The organism is Pseudoalteromonas piscicida (genome assembly GCF_002208135.1).
Classification (GTDB): domain Bacteria; phylum Pseudomonadota; class Gammaproteobacteria; order Enterobacterales; family Alteromonadaceae; genus Pseudoalteromonas; species Pseudoalteromonas piscicida_A.
The window spans coordinates 83,627-101,617 of record NZ_CP021647.1 but is presented as its reverse complement, the minus strand read 5'-3'; the positions used below and the strand labels follow the sequence as shown (position 1 = coordinate 101,617).

The window sequence follows — 17,991 nt, the reverse complement described above, 5'->3', positions numbered from 1 at the left end:
AAGACTCAATTTATTTAAATAAACACCAGTTAAGATAGGTCAATTTGACTCAAACATCAATATGGTAATGCTAATACAATGATTTATATAAAATTTTAAAGTTGGCGTAACACCTGCAATGCGCAGTCTATATATCAACATTCGCAGAGTTAACGATGAGCCGTGCATACCAGCTTTTAAGATATAGCAACATCGTCATTTTCACTTCTCTCGCAGCGTTTATGCTGTCACTGCAAGTGAGTTTTTTTAGCGTTGAAAGCTTCAGCCTCTTCTCACAAATTGCAGCACATATTAGCACTATCGTATTGGCCGCCTTGATTAAGCTTGCCTACGTCATCCGCCTTGTTTGTCTATACCACCTAGGTTTGGAGGTTAAATAAATGAGCTTAATCCAGCTAGAAGAGCCCAGTCCAAAAGCAGTGTGTTGGTATACACCATCTACTTGGCCCGTGTTGATGCTCGGCTTTAGAGCGCTATTTTTACTCGCGGCTTTATTCGCTGTCGTAAGTATTTCTGTGTGGGCTTTATTGCTCAATGGCAATGTTGTTTGGCGTAATGATTACCCAGCGACCTATTGGCACGCCCACGAGATGCTGTTTGGCTTTGGCGGTGCAGTCGTCGCCGGATTTTTGCTAACCGCAGCAAAAAATTGGACGCAAAGACAAACATTACATGGTGGCGCACTGCTGTCACTCTGTATTATTTGGTGTGCCGCTAGGCTGAGCTTTTTTGTGGCAAATTCATCAGTCATCATCACCTTGCTACTACAACTGAGTTTTTGGCTCATTGTACTATTCAATTTAACGAGCGTAATTGTTGATGCAAAATCCAAAAATAATCGTGTTTTTATTTTTGCTGTAAGTATGTTGTGTGGCTGCAACATCGTATTTTTGATTTTACTTCACAACCAACACTTCTTATTGCTAAGCGCTACAAGCCAAGCAACGCTAATTGCTTACATGTTATTGATTGGTGTAGTGGGTGGCCGCGTTATTCCGTTTTTTATTGCCCGAGGATTGCAGCAAGCACAAAAACCACATACTCCAAGGTTAGACAGGGCGATCTTTTACCTCGCCATCATCTGCGTTTTCACCTATATCCTGCAGTTTACGAAGCAAAATACTCACTATTTAAGTGCTGCACTTCTGCTCCTTGGGCTACTGCATTCGATAAGAGCAATTTATTGGTTTAACGGTAAATTATTTAACGTACCACTGCTTTGGTCACTGTACCTGTCATATTGTGCAATCGCAGTGGGTTTAATACTTAGCGCATACAACAACACCTTTGCACCAGAGCATTTGCGCAGCCATCTTCACTTAGTGGCAATTAATGGCATGGGATTAATGATCTTAGCCATGATGACTCGCGTTACCTTGGGCCACACAGGTCGACTATTACAGGTAGGCACGACAACTACGCTGGCATTTATCTGTATCGCGATATCAGGTCTTATCCGCGCCTTCCTTATTCATTTTATAAACCCACACAATGCATGGCTGTTAAGTGCAGTGGCTTGGGTTTTTGGTTTTTTGCTTTTTTTCATTACCTTCGCGCCCATGCTGATACAAAAACGCGTCGATGGGCGAATAGGTTAACTCTACTCTCAAATTGGAGATATTAATGCTTACACACAATACGATTGAGTTGGTAAAACAAAGTGCACCACTATTGGCTCAAGTCGGTCCCGAGATCACCGCCAAGTTTTATCATCGGATGTTCAATCAACACCCAGAATTAAAAGGGGTATTCAACCAGTCCCATCAGGCTTCGGGAAAGCAGCCGTTGGCACTATTTGCAGCATTAGCGGCCTATGCCAATTACATTGATCAACCAGAAGTGCTCAGTGACGCCATTTTACGTATCAACCATAAACACGTTAGCCTTGGGATTTTACCGGAGCAATACGCTATTGTTGGCCAGCATTTAATTGCAACACTCAAAGCCGAGTTCAGCGATCAATTCACAGATGAAATAGAGCAAGCTTGGCTTAGTGCCTACCAGTTTTTAGCCGATTTATTTATCACCGCAGAACATGGCCTGTATCAAACCGCGCTTGAGCAGCAAGGTGGGTGGCAAGGAACTCGTGAATTTACAATTGACAAGGTGATAAGCGACACTGAAAATATTAAAAGCTTTTATCTCAAACCAGCCGACGGTAAAGCCTTGCCTCATTACCAAGCTGGGCAATTTGTTTCTGTCTTTGTACCAAAAGAAGTGGCAGGGTTTCAGCAGATCCGCCAATACTCTTTGTCTGTTGCGCCCAATGGTTCGTACCTTAGGATCTCTACTAAACACGACGGTGCCGTATCGCAATATCTTCATACACTTAAGGCGGGCGACACCCTCAAGCTCACCCCCCCCGCTGGAGACTTTGTCAGACAACACACAGCCAGTCCAAAGGTATACATTAGCGCTGGGGTTGGAATAACCCCTATGCTTTGCATGCTTGGTGTTCATAGCCAACATTCACCTGAAGTCGGAGCCCATTTTTTACACGCAAATAAAACTCACAGTGACTTAGGTTTCAACCAAGAAATCAATGAGCTTGGTAGCAATATCCGAGATTTTAATGTGGTTACTTGGTTGGAGTCAGAAGCCGACGGTACGCACTCCGGACTGATGGATATCAATGCAATCAAAGATACTTTGCCGCTCACAGACGGAGAGTTCTACCTATGCGGCCCGGTTGCCTTTATGCGCTTTATCAAAACCCAACTGATGAATGCTGGTGTACAAGCCGAGCAAATCTTCTATGAGGTATTTGGTCCTCACGAAAATCTTCCAAACTAACAATTTAAACTTGGCGTCCTAATACGATTGGTATTAGCGGCGCCTTATATTTTGCTCTAAATTAAAAAATCGGTAGACTTGGAGAATGAATACTTTTGGTATAAAAGCGTACTTGAAGGACAACAATATGAGCGCAATTTCTAGTATCTTAGTCGTCTGCATGGGTAATATCTGCCGCTCTCCAACTATGGAGGCGGTATTAAAGCATAAACTCGCAGCAACAGAGTTAACAATCCGTATCGATTCCGCTGGCACCATTGGCTATCATCAAGGTAACCCTCCAGATCCACGCAGTGTCACGGCAGGCAGCGCAAGAGGGTATGACTTTTCAGGCATATCAGCGCAGCAAGTAAAACCCAGCGATTTTGAAGATTACGACTTACTTTTGTGCGCAGACACCGCTAATTACCGCGACCTACTCTCTATTTGTCCTACCGGCTTGGAGCATAAAGTTCAGCTGTTTTTAGCGTTTGGTGACATGACTGAGCATGAAGTGCCTGATCCTTATTATGGTGGTGAACATGGCTTTGAACATGTGCTTGATTTAATCGAAGTAGCCTGTGAAAACATCATTAACAAAATTCGCTTATCGACAAGGTGAAATTAACTCGCTGGATCGGTACCAAACAAAGCGGTAAAAAGACCTTTTTAAGAGGCGCCGCTATTGTTAGATTTAGACTTAGAATTTCCGTTCGAGAAATTAGCTCAGGACTTACAAACCACAGGCATTAGTATTTTGCCAAATTTCGTCAGTCCCGACATTTTATCCAAGTTAGAATTGAGAATAGCAGAGCTCAGCAGTGACGACTTTAAGCAAGCTGGAATTGGTCGTTTAGCCTCTCACGAGCAAAATAAGAAAATTCGCAGAGATAAAATTCACTGGTTAGACACCAGCAATGAGTTGGAATCTGTTTGGCTCAACTACATGGGCGAGCTAAAGGCCTATTTAAACAGACGGCTGTTTATGGGACTCTTTAGTTATGAAAGCCACTTTGCCATTTATCCTCCAGGGGCGTTTTACAAAAAGCATATGGACGCCTTTAAGGGAAAGACCAACCGAATTTTGACCACAGTATTGTACTTAAACCAGTCTTGGACGTCAGACAATGGCGGCGAACTTGTCGTTTACAATCCCGATAATCATGATGAGATACTCACAACGGTACTGCCAAGTTACGGCACACTAGTTACCTTTTTAAGTGATGAGTTTCCTCATGAAGTACTGGTTGCTAACGAGAAGCGCTATTCAATTGCAGGGTGGTTTAGGGTTAATGCCAGCATTAATCACTCGATTGATCCACCAAAATAATTGATGAGCTTAGCCTTAAGTTTATTATCCTGAGTTAAACTCAGGATAATTTATTCGGTAACCGAATTTCGACACACAAACCTTTACCTTCGCGATTATAGAGGCTGATCTTACCGTTGTGTGCTTCAACAATTTCTCTGCACAGCGCTAAACCAAGCCCTGTTCCTGACGCTTTGGTAGAGTAAAATGGGATTAAGGCGTTTGCCATCACAGTGTCACTCATGCCTTCGCCTCTATCGAGCACCCATATATAAATCTCATCATTGCGCTGCTCAGATTGAACACAGATTTCCTCTATCTCTGAGCCAGACTCGGTCGCATTCTTTATCAAATTAATAAGTAACTGTTCTAACTGTGTGGTGTCCCCCTGTAATTGCATTTGATTAAGTTGATACTTAAATGACCAATGGCTTTGCAGCCGCTCACACAAAACCTGCAAATCCACAGGTTCAATGTTTGGCAGCGGAAGTTTGGCAAACTTACCATAGCCCTGAACAAACTCGCTAAGGTGCACAATGCGCTCTTCGATCGTCGCAAAGACTCGACTTAGCCTAGGTTCATCCAAGCGCTCAGCCAAGATCTGTCCGCTGTGCAGCATGGATGAAATAGGGCCCAACGAGTTGTTTAACTCATGGCTAATGATGCGGATCACTTTCTTCCAAACTTGCACTTCTTGACGGCTCAACTCTCGAGTGAATTGCTTAAAAATATATAATTTGTGAAAGTGGTTGTTGAGTAATAACTCACCATTGGCGAGATGCCACATTTGCGACTCACCACTGCTGTTTTGTATTGAGAACAAGCCATCAATTTGGTTGCTTGCAGCTTGCTGAAGTTCATCGGGGACTTCGGATAACAACTTACTAAAACGTTCACCTTCAAGGCGGTGCTCACAGTTAAAAAACGTTTTTGCACTATTGTTGGCAAACACCACCACACCTTGTGAATCAACGAGAACAAGTACCTGAGGTGACGACTCAAGCACTTTATCTAGCATCAGCTCACGCTGATAAATCCATTGTTTTTCATCTCTCAACTGTTTTGCGGTTTCATTAAATAACTGACACAGTCTACCGAGTTCATTGTTAGCGTCGTAAGTAATGGACGTAGAAAATTCGCCATCCTTAAAGTTCATCAAACCGACTTCTAACGCTTCCCAACCCGCTTTGTTTTCACGCATTAATAGTTTATACAGCACGAGTGCAACACTGACTGAGCCCAGTACTATTACAATGAAACCGCTGTGGTCATCGAGTAAGAACCATAAAGGAATAAGGCCAATAATAATACTGATGGCAATGATCAATGCATGTTGCTGCGATGTCGTCATTATTGTCCTTAATATTCAATGCCAAACTTTTGCAAGCGACGATAAAGCGCTTGTCTACTCATGTTAAAATGTCGCGCCACTTTCGCAATCACGCCAAGATGAGTCTTGAGCGCCTGCTCTAATTCTTCTTTACTGGGTTCTCTTATAGTTTGCGAGGCGCTAACTTGTGCTGTATTTGCCTGCACATCAAGACCAAAATCCTTCGCATTGAGCTCGCCATCAGGATTCAATACCGCCGCTCGTTTACAGGCATTTTCAAGCTCCCGTACGTTTCCAGGCCAAGGGTGTTCACATAAAGCTTGCTGGGCATCCGAAGTAAGCCCTCTTGCAGGTAAAAAATGCGCGACCAAAGCTAAAATATCATCCACCCGCTGTGACAACGCGGGTAAGTTTAGCTCGATGACATTTAAGCGATAATATAGATCCTCACGGAATTTCCCCCCTCGAATATCTGCTAGCAGATCCGCGTTCGTTGCTGAGATGACACGAACCGATACTTTTTTTGTCTCGACTGAACCCAGTCTCTCAAACTCGCCACTTTGCAAAACACGTAGCAATTTTGTTTGCCCCGGAAGAGGTAAATTACCAATCTCATCTAAAAATAACGTGCCTTTATCTGCGGCTTCAAAGCGACCAATACGCTGCTTATTCGCACCGGTATAAGCACCGCTCTCGGCACCAAAAAGCTCAGCTTCGATTAACTCACTTGGGAGCGCGCCTGCATTCACTTTTACAAACGGTTTGTCTTTTAGTGGTGAATTCGCTTGAATAATTTCCGCAATTTTTTCTTTACCGCTACCATTTGGACCAGTTATTAACACTGACACATCAGATTTAGCGACTTGCAGCGCCATATCTATGACTCGCTGCATGGCCACCGATTTATACACAAACCCGCATAAATCTGCACCTTGATTAAACTGTTGGCGTTCTTGTTCAGCCCGTTCAAAGTTTGCAACTTGCTTATGTGCCTCACCAAGCGCAACGAGGTTTGCAATCGTCGTGAGTAACTTTTGATCGTCCCACGGCTTGGCTAGATAGTCTGCTGCACCCGCCTTTACCAGTTCAACCGCGGTGGTGAGCTCAGTCCAAGCCGTTAATAAGATAATAGGCAGTTTTGCATTTAGTGCTTTCAATTGGTGAAATAGCGCAGCTCCCTCCTCTCCTGAAGTGGTGTCTGCACTAAAGTTCATATCTTGGATAACTAGTGCAATTTGCTGAAACGACACCACTTTAATTGCTTCTAACGGTGAGCATGCGGTAACCACTTGATAATCATGCAGCTCTAGTAACAATGACAGTGCATCAAGCACTGCCGGGTTATCATCCACAATTAAGATTTTATCCATATGATTTTATTCTTGTTATTACGTGTTACCTATACTAGCACAACTAATACAAGGCAAGTTAAGTAATACCAACTAGGCTGCTTACGCAACCTAGTTGGTATAAAGGTTATACACTTCTTGTCGCGATACTCGGTGAAATGTTCGCCGCCTTTTTAGCAGGAAAAATAACTGACGCGATACAGAGCACGATAAGCCCAAGCGCCGTTATCAAAATATAGCTTACTTCTAGCGGTGGCACTGAATATAAAGACATTAGCTTTTGTCCGAGGAAAACCGTAGCCACGGAGCCAAGTGCTAAGCCAATTGCACAAACAATGAGGTTTTCTACCACAAAGTAACGAACAATTGCAGACTTACGCGCCCCCAAAGCTCTGCGAGTACCAATCTGTTTAGTACGTTTACTGATATTAAACTGAGTAAGACCAAATATTCCCAGCGCCGTCACGACGACTAATGCTGTGATTAGCACTAGCAACATTCTTAGCATCAATAAGTCTTTCGAATTGTACTTTCCTTTCACCTCATCAAGTCCTTTAATGCCTGTGATCACACGACTAGGATTTTCTTGAAGCAGCGCCGACTCTATTTTTTTCATTACTTCGCCACGCAAACTCGGATCTGTGCGAACTAAGAAATCTTGAAATCCATTTGCATTCACCATAGGAAAAATAATTAAGCGATCAGCATTTCTAAAACGCGGCCAAGCATTCGTCATACGCTCAACAATCCCCACGACTTTTAACGGGCCGCCACCATAATAAATCGTTTCGCCCAATCCTTTACCCTCACCAAATATCTCGTCCGTAAACGCCTTACTGGCAATAACAACATCTGGTTGCTTAGCGTACTCACTTGAGATCAAGACATCACCAGATGTGAAATCACGGCCTTCAATCAATTTTACGCCCAAGGTACGGATCACTTGTTCATTGGCGTATAAATGCCCCGAGTTTGTATGTTTACCATCGTCTTCTGAGGTCAAGCTAAATCCCGAATTGCTGCCACCTCCCGAAAGCGGAACTGAACTCACTCCCACGGCTTCTATAACACCAGGGATACTTTTTAGTATTCTCTCATCAACGATAAGCTGCTGATTTTCATCTATCTTATCGTCAAACGACATGACACTGAAGGTGATTATCGACTCTTCTGGATAGCCAGTTGGCTTATTGAGATAGCTGACGCGCTCACTAATAATGGACAGCGAATTGCTGACAATTGCCAACGTCAAGGCAAGTTGTAGGATGGCAAGTACGGCACCAACTTTAGAGCGCAATAACGCATTAATAATGGGTTTTAGTTCCAACATGGGACTCTCCTTATTGCACTTTTAAATAAGTAGCTGGTGATGTTTTACACACTATCCAAGCGGGATAAAGACCAGCAAGAATACAAGTCACAATAGCGATACTCGGCGCGGCTAGCAGCATAGAGACATCCATTGTTGCTAGGCTTTCGTATAAATGGCTAGTTTTGCGGATCCCCCATAAACCGAGTTGTGCAAAAACAATCCCTATCACTCCGCCCATAAAACCAAGCAGCGCCACTTCAACCAAATGTTGGTAAAACACTTGCGTTTTACTTGCGCCAAGTGCTCTTCTCACACCAACATCAGGAGCACGTTTAAGAAATTTCGCTAGTAGCAACCCAAGAATATTAGCCAAGCAAACGGCAAGGAACATAAAACTTAAGCCAATCATAACTTTATTATCTTCACTAACCACATTATTATACTCGAGCCATTCAGTGACATTTCGAAGTGAAAATTCTCGCGTTTTACGGTTAAATCTTCCCAAATCTTGTTGAGTTTGGATGTAATTATCCAGTTGTGTTTCTAATGCTTGTTGTTCTTTTTCATTATCTAATTCAACCCAAAACTGAGTCCAAAGCATTTCCGAATTCATTTTGTCCGTAAAGTTGTTAATCTCTTCCCTCTTCCAGCCATTCGTATTTCCCCAGGTATCAATCTCATAAGCTGCCGCATGACTGAAGGGAATGAAGATACGCTCTGCATCAACAAAAGCCCCATTGTTCAAGTCATACATTTTTACGTTTGGCTGCCACTCCTTTGTTACCCCAACCACTTGATACCTTCGCTGTGCCAAATAAATACTTTCCCCCACGACATCACTGCGGCCAAATAACTTTTGTGCGATAGTTTCATCAATTACAACCACTGGTGCAGCATTGTCGGCTTGGCTTTGACTCCACACTCCACCATACAAAAAACTCAACTCAAACATGGCGAAAAATTCTCGCGTGATTAGCCGTGTCGTTTGCAACATGGGGCTCACTTCAGGGTTGTTCACATGAACCGCAAAGCCAGATTTAAACATCGCAACTTTTTTGTCGATGTTTAGCGTTTGATACAGGTTTTTCGCATCTAAAAAGGTCAGCTGAAAGGGAATATCATCAGCTGAATGATAGGTTTGTCCCTCATCCATCACTTGTAGCTGTACAGCATAGAGTTTGCTACTTTTGCTTGGGATTGGATCGGCGGACATCATGTGATACACAGACAAACTCACCATAGTGACACCAATGCCAATGGCAATAGCCAGCGCCATTAGGCTAGTCGCAAGCGGCGTGGCTTTTAGGCTACGCCACGCTAAATCAAGGTAATGCGCAAACATAACTTAAGCTCCCAGCTGAGATTTCAACGCTTGTGAAGCCGCACCTTTACCTTGATACAAAGTAAAATCCGCAACTTGTCCATCTACAATTTGGATGTTTCTTGGTGTACGCCTTGCGAGCTCCGGGTCGTGGGTAACCATTACTATCGTTGCACCATCACGGTTAATTTGTTCTAGTAACTCCATCACCTGACGCGCCATTAAACTATCTAGATTACCCGTTGGCTCATCGGCGAGTAAAAAGCGTGGCTCACCAGCAAGCGCTCTTGCAATAGCCACACGTTGTTGCTGTCCACCGGACAACTGTTGTGGCAAATGTTTTGCGCGGCCAGCAAGGCCTACTTGCTCTAGGCAGTTTTCAATTCTGCGCTTGCGCTCAGCCGCCTTGATACCACGATAGCGTAGTGGCACTTCAACATTTTCGTACAAGTTTAAGTCAGGGATAAGGTTAAACCCTTGAAAAATAAAACCGATTTTTTGGTTTCGCAAATCAGCTCTTTGGTTGTCGTTAAGCTTACCGACATCAATTCCATCTAGCATATATTGACCACTAGAGTACCCCTCTAGCATCCCAGCAATATTTAAGAAGGTCGTTTTACCTGAACCTGAAGGGCCCGTTACCGCGATAAACTCCCCTTCATTTACTTGCAGATTAAAATCTCTGAGTGCGTGTGTTTGCACCATATCAGTTTGGTATACTTTGCCGATATTATTCATAACTAACATTATTATTTTCCTTCTTATCTTAATAAGATGCTGGGCGCACGTTCGAATGCGTCGTAACTACTGATGATGATTTGATCGCCTTGCTTTAAGCCATTAAGCACTTCAACTTCACTGATACTTGAAGTACCGGTTGTGATTTCAATTCGCTCAGCGATATCACCACTTAGCTTGTAAGCAATGTGCCCACCTTCACTCATAAAAGCACCACGTTTAACCATTAAGGTGTTTTCTTTGTGCTCTAGTAAAATCCGAGCAGACAAACGTTGGTTTTGTCTAATGCCATCGATATTTTCGTCTGAAAAGCGCACCCGAGTAGTGACTTCACGGTTATTCACTTCTGGAGAAATCGCAGATAACACGCCAGAAATATTTTGGTTGCCAATCCTGAGCTCGACAGCCATACCCAGTCCAAGCTCTGCCGCATAACTTTCAGGTACCTGAAGCTCGGCTTCATAAGCACTTAGGTCAACGAGTTTCATCAACCCTTGATTGGCATTAACAAGCGCATTTTGATCAACTAATAAATTACCGACTATGCCGGAAACCGGCGCAATCACATCTAAGCTTGCAACTTGACGTTTTAATTCCTCAACAATTAAACGTTGCCGCTCGAGTTGATTCTCAACAGATTTAAGCTCAAAGGCCAAGGTATCTTTGCCTAGCGCAACTTCTTGCTCTGCATGATTGAAGTTTAATTTTGCGCGCGCTAGGTCGTCTTGCGCTTCTTCTAAATCAATTTGGCTGATGAGGTTTTTTTGGATAGACAACTGAGCACGTCGGTCTTCTCTATCTGCCGCTAATAGTTCAACACGAGCGAGATCTAAGGAGCGATTTAACGCCAAGTTTTGACGTCTAACATCTAGCTTTTTCCCTTCAAGCTCACCACTCAGTCTTTGCAGCTCCGCTTCTTCTTGTTGGAGCTGGTTGGTTAAAGTTGGACTCTTAACCGTGGCTAGTACTTCACCTTGAGTCACGCTATCACCCGCTTTGACCTGTAAAGAGACATAACCCTGCTCCGGACTATAAATTTGTGGTGCATTTGCAGCAACGACAAAACCTGTGGCGGCAATATCGCGGGTAAACTCACCAAAAGTCACGGCTGCAATTTGCACTCTATCTTTGGCCACGGAGCTACTAGCATTTGGCCCACCAAACACGACCTGTGCGGTAAGTGCTGCAATAATTACAACACCCGCTATTACAAGACCAAGCTTCTTTTTGGATTTACTAGTTTGGAGCACTTCATCTTGTCCGCTTGTGTCTTTAATCATAATGATTCTCCTCGAATTAACGAGTCAAATACCGCCACGACCGTTGCTACAGCCAACATCATCAAGGGTGAAATTAAAAAAGCAGTACTTAACCACATAACGTATCTTCTTTATTAGTCTGTATGCAGTAATAGAGGCGAACTTTGTGCCAAAACTTAAGACGCTGATTATATTGAATTATTCAAATTTGAAAGATGGAAAAAAGTGTCCGCGGACAGAAAAAGTGTCCGCGACGGACATGTTACAGTACCCTAGTGGAAAACTTCTGAACATCACTCTCCCTATCTGGACAAAAGGTCATGGAAACTTTAAATTGTCAATTAAATGAAAGCGGAAGTTAAATTAATGAACTTTACACTACTTTCGCTTGCCATCTCAGCAAGCCTTCTTACTCTTTCAGGATGCTCAACCTCTAACACAAATATCAGCCCCCCTTTTAGAATGCCAACCTCAGCCCCTTCAGAAAAGCCTAATCAGCCTTTCTATGTTGAATTTGAAAAGTTTACTCTCGCTAATGGCTTAGAAGTTATATTCCATATAGATAGATCTGCTCCTGTTGTTGCGGTTACGTTAGCAGCGCACGTCGGATCCGCACGTGAAAAGGTAGGCAAAACTGGTTTTGCTCACTTGTTTGAACATTTGCTGTTTTTAGAGTCAGAAAACTGAGGTAAAGGCGGATTAGATAAACTCAGTGCTCGTGTGGGGGTCCGGAGCAAAGGGGTCAACTAACCGAGATATCACGAATTACATGCAAACGGTACCCAATGATGCGTTGGAAAAAATGATTTGGGCAGAGGCCGATAGACTGGGTTATTTCATAAACACCGTAACCCCCCTGTTCTCCAACAAGAAAAAGAAGTAGTAAAGAATGAAAAGCGCCAGCGCGTCACTAACCAACCTTACGGTCATGTATTCGATGTTCTCACCAAAAACTTATACCCAGCAGATCATCCCTACAACTGGCTACCATTAGGCTCCCTTGAGGATCTAGCTAGCGCTACTGTCGAAGATGTCAAAGACTTCTATAAACGTTGGTACGGACCGAATAATGTTACATTAGTCATCTCTGGAGATTTTGATAGTGCTCAGGCAAAAGCTTGGGTCGAAAAATATTTTAACGATATTCCAAGAGGACCGGAAGTTTCACCTCAACCTAAGCAACCTATCGTGTTGACAAGCAGCAAAAAGCGCTATCATGAAGATAGTTTTGCGCAAGTTCCTCAGTTAACACAAGCTTGGCCTTCTATGCCGCGTTTTCACCGAGATAGCTATGCGATGGATGTGCTAATTAAGCTGTTAACTGATGGCAACCAAGCGCCTGTAACCAATGAGCTCGTTGAGAAGCAGAAATTAAGCTCTGGTTTAATGCTACTTGATATCCGCTCTGAATTAGCTGGCGAGTTACTCATGATGATAACCGCCTATGACGGTGTCGATTTAGATCAAGTTGAGCAAGCGATTGAAATTGGGCTAAAGCGCTTCGAAACAGAAGCATTTTCACAAGACGATCTTCATCGCGTAAAAGTGGGTATAGAAACTGAGTATTATCGGAATCTATCAAGTGTTGTAAATAAAGGCGTCGCGCTTGCCGATTACAATTTGCTGCTAAATGATCCTGGATACATTAATAAAGAAATTGACTTGATGCGTGCAGTCAGCGCAGACGATATCTGGCGTGTTTATAACACATACCTAAAGAATAAGCCTTTTGTTTCAACTAGTTTTGTACCTAAAGGTAGTAAAAAACTCGCTGTTGACACCGCCCAAAAGGCAGTGATTAAAGAAGAGCAGATCAACCTTGAAGACATCAGCGAACTCGATACAGCCAAGCCACTCCAGATTAGCAAAACACCATCTAGCTTTGATCGTTCCATTGAACCCGAGTTTGGAAAAACTCCGGTAATACCAACGCCAGATGTAAAAACAGCTCAGTTAAAAAATGGACTAGAGGTTTTTTCGTTATACAGTGACGAAGTGCCATTGGTTGAAATAAAACTTACTATCGATGGTGCATTGTTACTCGAGTCGCCAGATAAAAATGGCACCGCTAACTTAGTTGCAAATATGCTGACCCGGGGGACAGCGACAAAATCAGCTGAAGAGTTAAACAAAGAGATTAGACAGCTAGGCTCAACCATCACAGTAACAGCTGAGCGCGAGCAAATAGTGCTAAAAGCAAGTACCCTGGCAAGTAATTATGAAACCACAATGGCATTAATCGGTGAAATACTGACTCAACCGAGATGGGATTTAACCGAGTTTGAACTTGCGAAACAAACTGTAGCTGGACAACTACAACAAGCATCAGCAGATCCAGAAGCTATCGCCAAACAACAACTATACAGACTTGTATACCCAAAACATCACCCGTTAGCAAATAATACTCTTGGCACAGAAGAGAGTATCTCGAAGATCACAATTGATGACCTAATACCAATTAGCTTAATTAAGTGATCTATTTTGAGGCGAGAAAATCTTGTCGATAACTAGGCGAAAATTTTGCTATTTAGTTGTTCTAAATGAGAAATTTTTAACGCAGTTAGCGTCAGATTTGTTCCTTCAAATTGAGCAAGTATTAAGACTAATTGGTATAAAAGCCTACCACCAAAAAAATATAGCCCCGCAATTGGCAAAATTATATATAGCGGGCGCAGTCAAACACGCACAGATTGAAAAGTCTCTTGCACAACTAACTGATAACTGGTCCGCATCAAAGGTAACACTTCCTAATTTACCTGAGCCAAACACAATCAATTCTGCTGCAGTATATTTTTATGATATTCCACAGGCAAAGCAATCAACACTACTCATTGCTCATCCGTCACTTAAAGCAAATCACACTGACTACTTTAACGCGACAGCGATGAATTATATCCTTGGCGGTGGTGGGTTTTCTTCTCGCCTGGTTCAGCAGGTTAGAGCAAATAAAGGTTACACATACGGTATTCAATCTGAGTTTGATGCTACTCCCCACTCATCATTATTTATGGTTAAATCAAATGTGCGAAGCAACGTAACACTTGAGTCTCTAGTATTGATTAAACAGATACTAGAGGAATATCAAGACACGTTTACTACAGCTGATTTAATCACAACTAAGAATTACTATCTTAGAAGTGATATTAGGCGCTTTGAGACTTTAAGCGCTAAAATCGCCTTGCTTGAGCAAATAGGTACTTTGAATTTAGCTTACAACTTTGTACAGCAACGAAACGAGCAAGTAAAAACTTTACAAGTTGATGATATAAAGATGTTTGCAAAACAATATATCAACCCTAAGAAACTGATATATGTGGTGGGTGATGCTAAAAGTCAGGCCAAAAGACTTCGACAGCTGGATCTTGGTGAAGTGATAACGTTAAATTAATCTGAAGATAAGAAATTAGTTACCTAATTGAAATTCATAACTTCACTAAAACCACACAACTCTAAACAGAGTGCTATTCCTATCTGACTTAATACAAGGCAAATTTGTGTTGCGAACAAATTCAACGTAGTGGACCACGAACTAAAGGCAGATGCTTACAATCAGCTCAAGGGCAACCTGACGGTCGCTTTTGTGCCTTTACCTAGGGCAGATGTTAAGGATAGCTCTCCACCATGTGACTTGATAATGTTAGATGCAATGGTTAACCCAAGCCCCACATGCTTTTCTGAGGCTTTCGTGGTATAAAACGGATCAAATACTCGATGTACCAGTTTATCCGCAATCCCTTCACCACAATCGAAGATATCAATAGTCAACGTTTGATCCTCTACTTTTGTGGTGATTTTAATGGTCTTACGCATTCTACCCGTACTCTCTAGAGCATTCTTTATGAGACAGTAAATACTGTGTTCTAGGAGTGCTGGCGCACAATGTATTTCAAATTGTCCTCCTTTCTCAAATTCAATCAAGCTCAAATTTATACCATCCAACTCCAAATTAATCATCACAGAATCCATAATTTGAGAGTAAAACTCTACTTGCTGAAACTGAGTTTGATTGCTCTCAAAAAACACACTCAACTCTTTAACAATCAGTTGAATTCTGTCGAGCCCTGAATGCATTTCAGCCATCACATCGTCACTTTCACTCAGGGCCCAGTTTAGCTGATATTCTTGTTCCAGTTCACTCAGCGATTTTGCGCATTCAGGAGAAAGCTGTGAATTATTTGCCAAAAATTGCCAAGCTCGATACAACTTAACCAACGAACTTTGTACAAACTCTAAGTTACTTTTTAAATACGCAAGCGGATTATTAATTTCATGGGCTACACCCGCAGCAAACTGTCCTACTGAGGCGAGCTTTTCAGATTGGACCAAGGCTTGCTGCTGCTCAGAAATACGGTTATATGCCTCTCTTAAGGCATCATTTGACGATTCAAGTTCAAAGGTGCGCTGCTTGACCTTTTCTTCCAATCCTTCGTTAAGTTTGGTTAGTTCATCGGTCAACAACTCAAGTCGATTTAAATCTCGATAAGAACGCAGCGAGCTGGTTAACATAGTAAATAGGCGAGATTTGGTGAGGTCGGTTTTATTTTTATAGTCATTGATATCATAGCGCAGCATAACCTCGTGTTCAGGCACACTGCCGGGCTGACCAGTGCGAAGTACTATTCTTACGTTATGATAACCAAGTTCTTCACGTATGTATTGCGCACATTCTAAACCCGCTTCTTCACTTTCCATGATGACGTCGAGTAAGATCAATGCAACATCATCTCGATTGCTTAGAATATCAATCGCTTCTTTTTTGCTGTAGGCATGAAGCAGCTCGAGCGGTTTTAATTCAAATCGATAGGCTGTTAGCACAAGTTTGGTCACATCATGAACTTCAGGCTCATCGTCGACAATCAATACGACCCAGGGAGATATAGACTCGTCTCGTTTCGGTTCATCAGGCTCTGAAACGTTTAAGAAAGATAATGGCTGCTGTTGACTCATTAAAGTGACACCCTTACTCTTATCTCTTAAGGATGGTACAAAACCGCAGGTTTACCAAATAATTCGAACCAAAAAATCGTATAAATTTAGCACTATGGTAGGAAAAAATACTGAGTGGCTATAAAATAGAACGTGTACTGTTAAGAAGCCGCGCTTTGCAGTACACTTAGTTTAAATTTGCTTATGCCCTTAACGCGTCTTTATAGTGTTTTCTGCAAAGAGAAACATACCTATCGTTACCACCAATCACAACTTGATCGCCATCCGCAATGGCCTTGCCGTACTCATCGGTGCGAAGCACTCTGTTTGCTTTACGACCGCAATGACAGATGGTTTTTAGCTCAATCAATTTATCTGCCCATGCTAGCAAATAGTGTGACCCTTCAAACAGCTCGCCACGAAAATCAGTTCTAAGACCGTAGCATAATACTGGGATCCGCAGCTCATCTACGATATCCGTCAGCTCTGCGACTTGGGATTTTGTTAAAAACTGGCACTCATCTACTAATACACAATCAATTTTACTTTCGTTATGGGCAGACATCAGCAATGCTTTTACATCTGTTTGACTTTCAAAAACCTGCGCTTCAGCTTCTAAGCCAATACGTGATGCGACTTTCCCCACACCAGCACGGTTATCAATTGCAGCAGTGATAATAAACGGGCGCATGCCTCGCTCTCGATAGTTAAATGCCGACTGCAATAAAGTCGTCGATTTACCGGCATTCATTGCCGAATAGTAAAAATAAAGCTGGGCCATAATAGATATTTCGAAATAAAAATTCGCGCTAGTTTACTGGCTAACGATTAAAAGATCTATTGCTTATCCATTTGGGTGGGTTGTGAACGCAGGTACTCACTATATAAGGTATCGAGGTTAATAAGCTGACTTGCACGCCACACTTTCCAGCTTAACTCAGGGTGCTGCTGATAAAACTGCTCAGAAAATGCCATAAAACCAAACGACGTTTCTAACGGTGGAAAAACCGCTTCTAAATGGTTAAAGGGGGGCGATAATATGATTGGCATATTACCGATCTGGCAAAGGCCAATGGTCGCATCAAGTAATTCATTTTCAACCAGTGCAATAGCCTGCTCTAACGAATCGGTTTCAAGTATGGCAAAATGCTTAGGCATATTTTCTCGAATAGCGTAGCCGCGAGGGACTGCAAGCTCTATTTCTTTACTCAGATTTAGTGTTGTTTTATTGGTTTTGCTTTTGAGCAAACATGTACTGATCCGATTAATTGCATATTGCTGCGCAATAGTGCCATCAGGATTTTTTGGATACGCCATTAGCGCTTCTCTAGATTCTCGATGGCTTGCCACTACAGCATCAACTTTGCCACTTTCCAACTCATGCAAACAACGTCGCCATGGCATTCGAATGTAAGTGAAGTTTACCTCTTTTACATGCTTATCAAGCTGTTGCACTATCTGGATCGTGACCCCCTGATTTGCCGATGGTACAGTTTGTCCTGCACCATGGATAAAAGGTGGAGCGTGTTTATCTTCATAGCAAAAACGGATCTCCGTCGCCATGCTGGCCCACGAAGTAAAAACGCAAAAAACAATAAATGGCAGTTTCAACATTCACTCCAAACATGTAGTAAATCGAAATAACAACGATTGACTACTAGGGCCTGTTGTTCTT

The 17,991-nt window shown here is 42.5% G+C and carries 17 protein-coding genes and 1 pseudogene; 9 read left to right on the top strand and 9 right to left on the bottom strand.

The window, feature by feature from the left end; translation table 11 throughout:
- Nucleotides 1-155: 155 nt before the first annotated feature.
- From B1L02_RS18990 to B1L02_RS18970, 5 genes are all read left to right on the top strand, one after another.
- A complete protein-coding gene (locus B1L02_RS18990; RefSeq protein WP_088532382.1) occupies nucleotides 156-380 on the top strand; it encodes a hypothetical protein in 225 nt (74 codons plus the stop codon).
- Nucleotides 381-1,598: an NnrS family protein gene (locus tag B1L02_RS18985; RefSeq protein WP_088532381.1), complete on the top strand. Its 1,218-nt coding sequence runs from the start codon at nucleotides 381-383 to the stop codon at nucleotides 1,596-1,598.
- A gap of 25 nt (nucleotides 1,599-1,623) precedes the next feature.
- Nucleotides 1,624-2,793 carry an NO-inducible flavohemoprotein gene (gene hmpA, locus B1L02_RS18980; protein ID WP_088532380.1) on the top strand — a complete coding sequence of 390 codons (1,170 nt, stop codon included), beginning with the start codon at nucleotides 1,624-1,626 and terminating at the stop codon, nucleotides 2,791-2,793.
- Between the two features lie 127 nt (nucleotides 2,794-2,920).
- Nucleotides 2,921-3,394, top strand: coding sequence for a low molecular weight protein-tyrosine-phosphatase (locus B1L02_RS18975; protein ID WP_088532379.1), 474 nt, complete (start codon nucleotides 2,921-2,923; stop codon nucleotides 3,392-3,394).
- A gap of 63 nt (nucleotides 3,395-3,457) precedes the next feature.
- Entirely contained in the window at nucleotides 3,458-4,102 is a 645-nt protein-coding gene (locus B1L02_RS18970) for a 2OG-Fe(II) oxygenase (protein WP_088532378.1), read from the top strand.
- 40 nt (nucleotides 4,103-4,142) lie between these two features.
- Here B1L02_RS18970 and B1L02_RS18965 read toward each other — a convergent pair whose 3' ends face one another.
- The 6 genes from B1L02_RS18965 to B1L02_RS18940 all read right to left on the bottom strand — a co-directional run bounded on the left by B1L02_RS18965 (nucleotide 4,143) and on the right by B1L02_RS18940 (nucleotide 11,411).
- Nucleotides 4,143-5,432, bottom strand: coding sequence for a sensor histidine kinase (locus B1L02_RS18965; protein ID WP_088532377.1), 1,290 nt, complete (start codon nucleotides 5,430-5,432; stop codon nucleotides 4,143-4,145).
- A gap of 8 nt (nucleotides 5,433-5,440) precedes the next feature.
- Nucleotides 5,441-6,781 (bottom strand): sigma-54-dependent transcriptional regulator, encoded by a 1,341-nt coding sequence (locus B1L02_RS18960; protein WP_088532376.1) that lies wholly within the window; start codon nucleotides 6,779-6,781, stop codon nucleotides 5,441-5,443.
- A gap of 106 nt (nucleotides 6,782-6,887) precedes the next feature.
- Entirely contained in the window at nucleotides 6,888-8,090 is a 1,203-nt protein-coding gene (locus tag B1L02_RS18955; protein ID WP_088532375.1) for an ABC transporter permease, read from the bottom strand.
- Between the two features lie 10 nt (nucleotides 8,091-8,100).
- The gene (locus B1L02_RS18950; RefSeq protein WP_088532374.1) at nucleotides 8,101-9,414 is read right to left on the bottom strand and encodes an ABC transporter permease; all 1,314 of its coding nucleotides are present in this window, start codon (nucleotides 9,412-9,414) and stop codon (nucleotides 8,101-8,103) included.
- A 3-nt stretch (nucleotides 9,415-9,417) separates the two neighbouring features.
- Nucleotides 9,418-10,140, bottom strand: a complete 723-nt coding sequence (locus B1L02_RS18945; RefSeq protein ID WP_088532373.1) for an ABC transporter ATP-binding protein — start codon at nucleotides 10,138-10,140, stop codon at nucleotides 9,418-9,420.
- Nucleotides 10,141-10,154: 14 nt separating this feature from the next.
- Entirely contained in the window at nucleotides 10,155-11,411 is a 1,257-nt protein-coding gene (locus tag B1L02_RS18940; protein ID WP_088532372.1) for an efflux RND transporter periplasmic adaptor subunit, read from the bottom strand.
- Between the two features lie 324 nt (nucleotides 11,412-11,735).
- Between B1L02_RS18940 and B1L02_RS18930 the strand changes: the two genes are divergently transcribed.
- The 4 genes and pseudogenes from B1L02_RS18930 (at nucleotide 11,736) to B1L02_RS18920 (ending at nucleotide 14,778) form a co-directional block, all read left to right on the top strand.
- Nucleotides 11,736-12,077, top strand: a complete 342-nt coding sequence (locus tag B1L02_RS18930; protein WP_088532370.1) for an insulinase family protein — start codon at nucleotides 11,736-11,738, stop codon at nucleotides 12,075-12,077.
- Nucleotides 12,078-12,419: 342 nt separating this feature from the next.
- Nucleotides 12,420-12,923: pseudogene (locus tag B1L02_RS24660) on the top strand (M16 family metallopeptidase); the annotation flags it as partial.
- Nucleotides 12,924-13,055: 132 nt separating this feature from the next.
- The gene (locus B1L02_RS24655) at nucleotides 13,056-13,865 is read left to right on the top strand and encodes a M16 family metallopeptidase (RefSeq protein ID WP_223192196.1); all 810 of its coding nucleotides are present in this window, start codon (nucleotides 13,056-13,058) and stop codon (nucleotides 13,863-13,865) included.
- Nucleotides 13,866-14,037: 172 nt separating this feature from the next.
- On the top strand, nucleotides 14,038-14,778 hold the full coding sequence (locus tag B1L02_RS18920) for a M16 family metallopeptidase (RefSeq protein ID WP_232003213.1): 741 nt from the start codon (nucleotides 14,038-14,040) through the stop codon (nucleotides 14,776-14,778).
- Between the two features lie 161 nt (nucleotides 14,779-14,939).
- Here B1L02_RS18920 and B1L02_RS18915 read toward each other — a convergent pair whose 3' ends face one another.
- From B1L02_RS18915 to B1L02_RS18905, 3 genes are all read right to left on the bottom strand, one after another.
- Nucleotides 14,940-16,337: an ATP-binding protein gene (locus B1L02_RS18915; protein ID WP_088532367.1), complete on the bottom strand. Its 1,398-nt coding sequence runs from the start codon at nucleotides 16,335-16,337 to the stop codon at nucleotides 14,940-14,942.
- A gap of 181 nt (nucleotides 16,338-16,518) precedes the next feature.
- Nucleotides 16,519-17,097, bottom strand: a complete 579-nt coding sequence (locus tag B1L02_RS18910; protein ID WP_088532366.1) for a thymidine kinase — start codon at nucleotides 17,095-17,097, stop codon at nucleotides 16,519-16,521.
- Between the two features lie 56 nt (nucleotides 17,098-17,153).
- Entirely contained in the window at nucleotides 17,154-17,930 is a 777-nt protein-coding gene (locus tag B1L02_RS18905) for a substrate-binding periplasmic protein (protein WP_088532365.1), read from the bottom strand.
- Nucleotides 17,931-17,991: the final 61 nt, after the last annotated feature.

What these genes read in the sequence shown, in the direction of transcription:
- B1L02_RS18990 (WP_088532382.1), top strand. Translation starts at nt 156, where the DNA reads ATGAGCCGTGCATACCAGCTTTTAAGATATAGCAACATCGTCATTTTC.
- B1L02_RS18985 (WP_088532381.1), top strand. Translation starts at nt 381, where the DNA reads ATGAGCTTAATCCAGCTAGAAGAGCCCAGTCCAAAAGCAGTGTGTTGG.
- hmpA (WP_088532380.1), top strand. Translation starts at nt 1,624, where the DNA reads ATGCTTACACACAATACGATTGAGTTGGTAAAACAAAGTGCACCACTA.
- B1L02_RS18975 (WP_088532379.1), top strand. Translation starts at nt 2,921, where the DNA reads ATGAGCGCAATTTCTAGTATCTTAGTCGTCTGCATGGGTAATATCTGC.
- B1L02_RS18965 (WP_088532377.1), bottom strand. Translation starts at nt 5,432, where the DNA reads ATGACGACATCGCAGCAACATGCATTGATCATTGCCATCAGTATTATT.
- B1L02_RS18960 (WP_088532376.1), bottom strand. Translation starts at nt 6,781, where the DNA reads ATGGATAAAATCTTAATTGTGGATGATAACCCGGCAGTGCTTGATGCA.
- B1L02_RS18955 (WP_088532375.1), bottom strand. Translation starts at nt 8,090, where the DNA reads ATGTTGGAACTAAAACCCATTATTAATGCGTTATTGCGCTCTAAAGTT.
- B1L02_RS18950 (WP_088532374.1), bottom strand. Translation starts at nt 9,414, where the DNA reads ATGTTTGCGCATTACCTTGATTTAGCGTGGCGTAGCCTAAAAGCCACG.
- B1L02_RS18945 (WP_088532373.1), bottom strand. Translation starts at nt 10,140, where the DNA reads ATGTTAGTTATGAATAATATCGGCAAAGTATACCAAACTGATATGGTG.
- B1L02_RS18940 (WP_088532372.1), bottom strand. Translation starts at nt 11,411, where the DNA reads ATGATTAAAGACACAAGCGGACAAGATGAAGTGCTCCAAACTAGTAAA.
- B1L02_RS18930 (WP_088532370.1), top strand. Translation starts at nt 11,736, where the DNA reads ATGAAAGCGGAAGTTAAATTAATGAACTTTACACTACTTTCGCTTGCC.
- B1L02_RS24655 (WP_223192196.1), top strand. Translation starts at nt 13,056, where the DNA reads ATGCGTGCAGTCAGCGCAGACGATATCTGGCGTGTTTATAACACATAC.
- B1L02_RS18915 (WP_088532367.1), bottom strand. Translation starts at nt 16,337, where the DNA reads ATGAGTCAACAGCAGCCATTATCTTTCTTAAACGTTTCAGAGCCTGAT.
- B1L02_RS18910 (WP_088532366.1), bottom strand. Translation starts at nt 17,097, where the DNA reads ATGGCCCAGCTTTATTTTTACTATTCGGCAATGAATGCCGGTAAATCG.
- B1L02_RS18905 (WP_088532365.1), bottom strand. Translation starts at nt 17,930, where the DNA reads ATGTTGAAACTGCCATTTATTGTTTTTTGCGTTTTTACTTCGTGGGCC.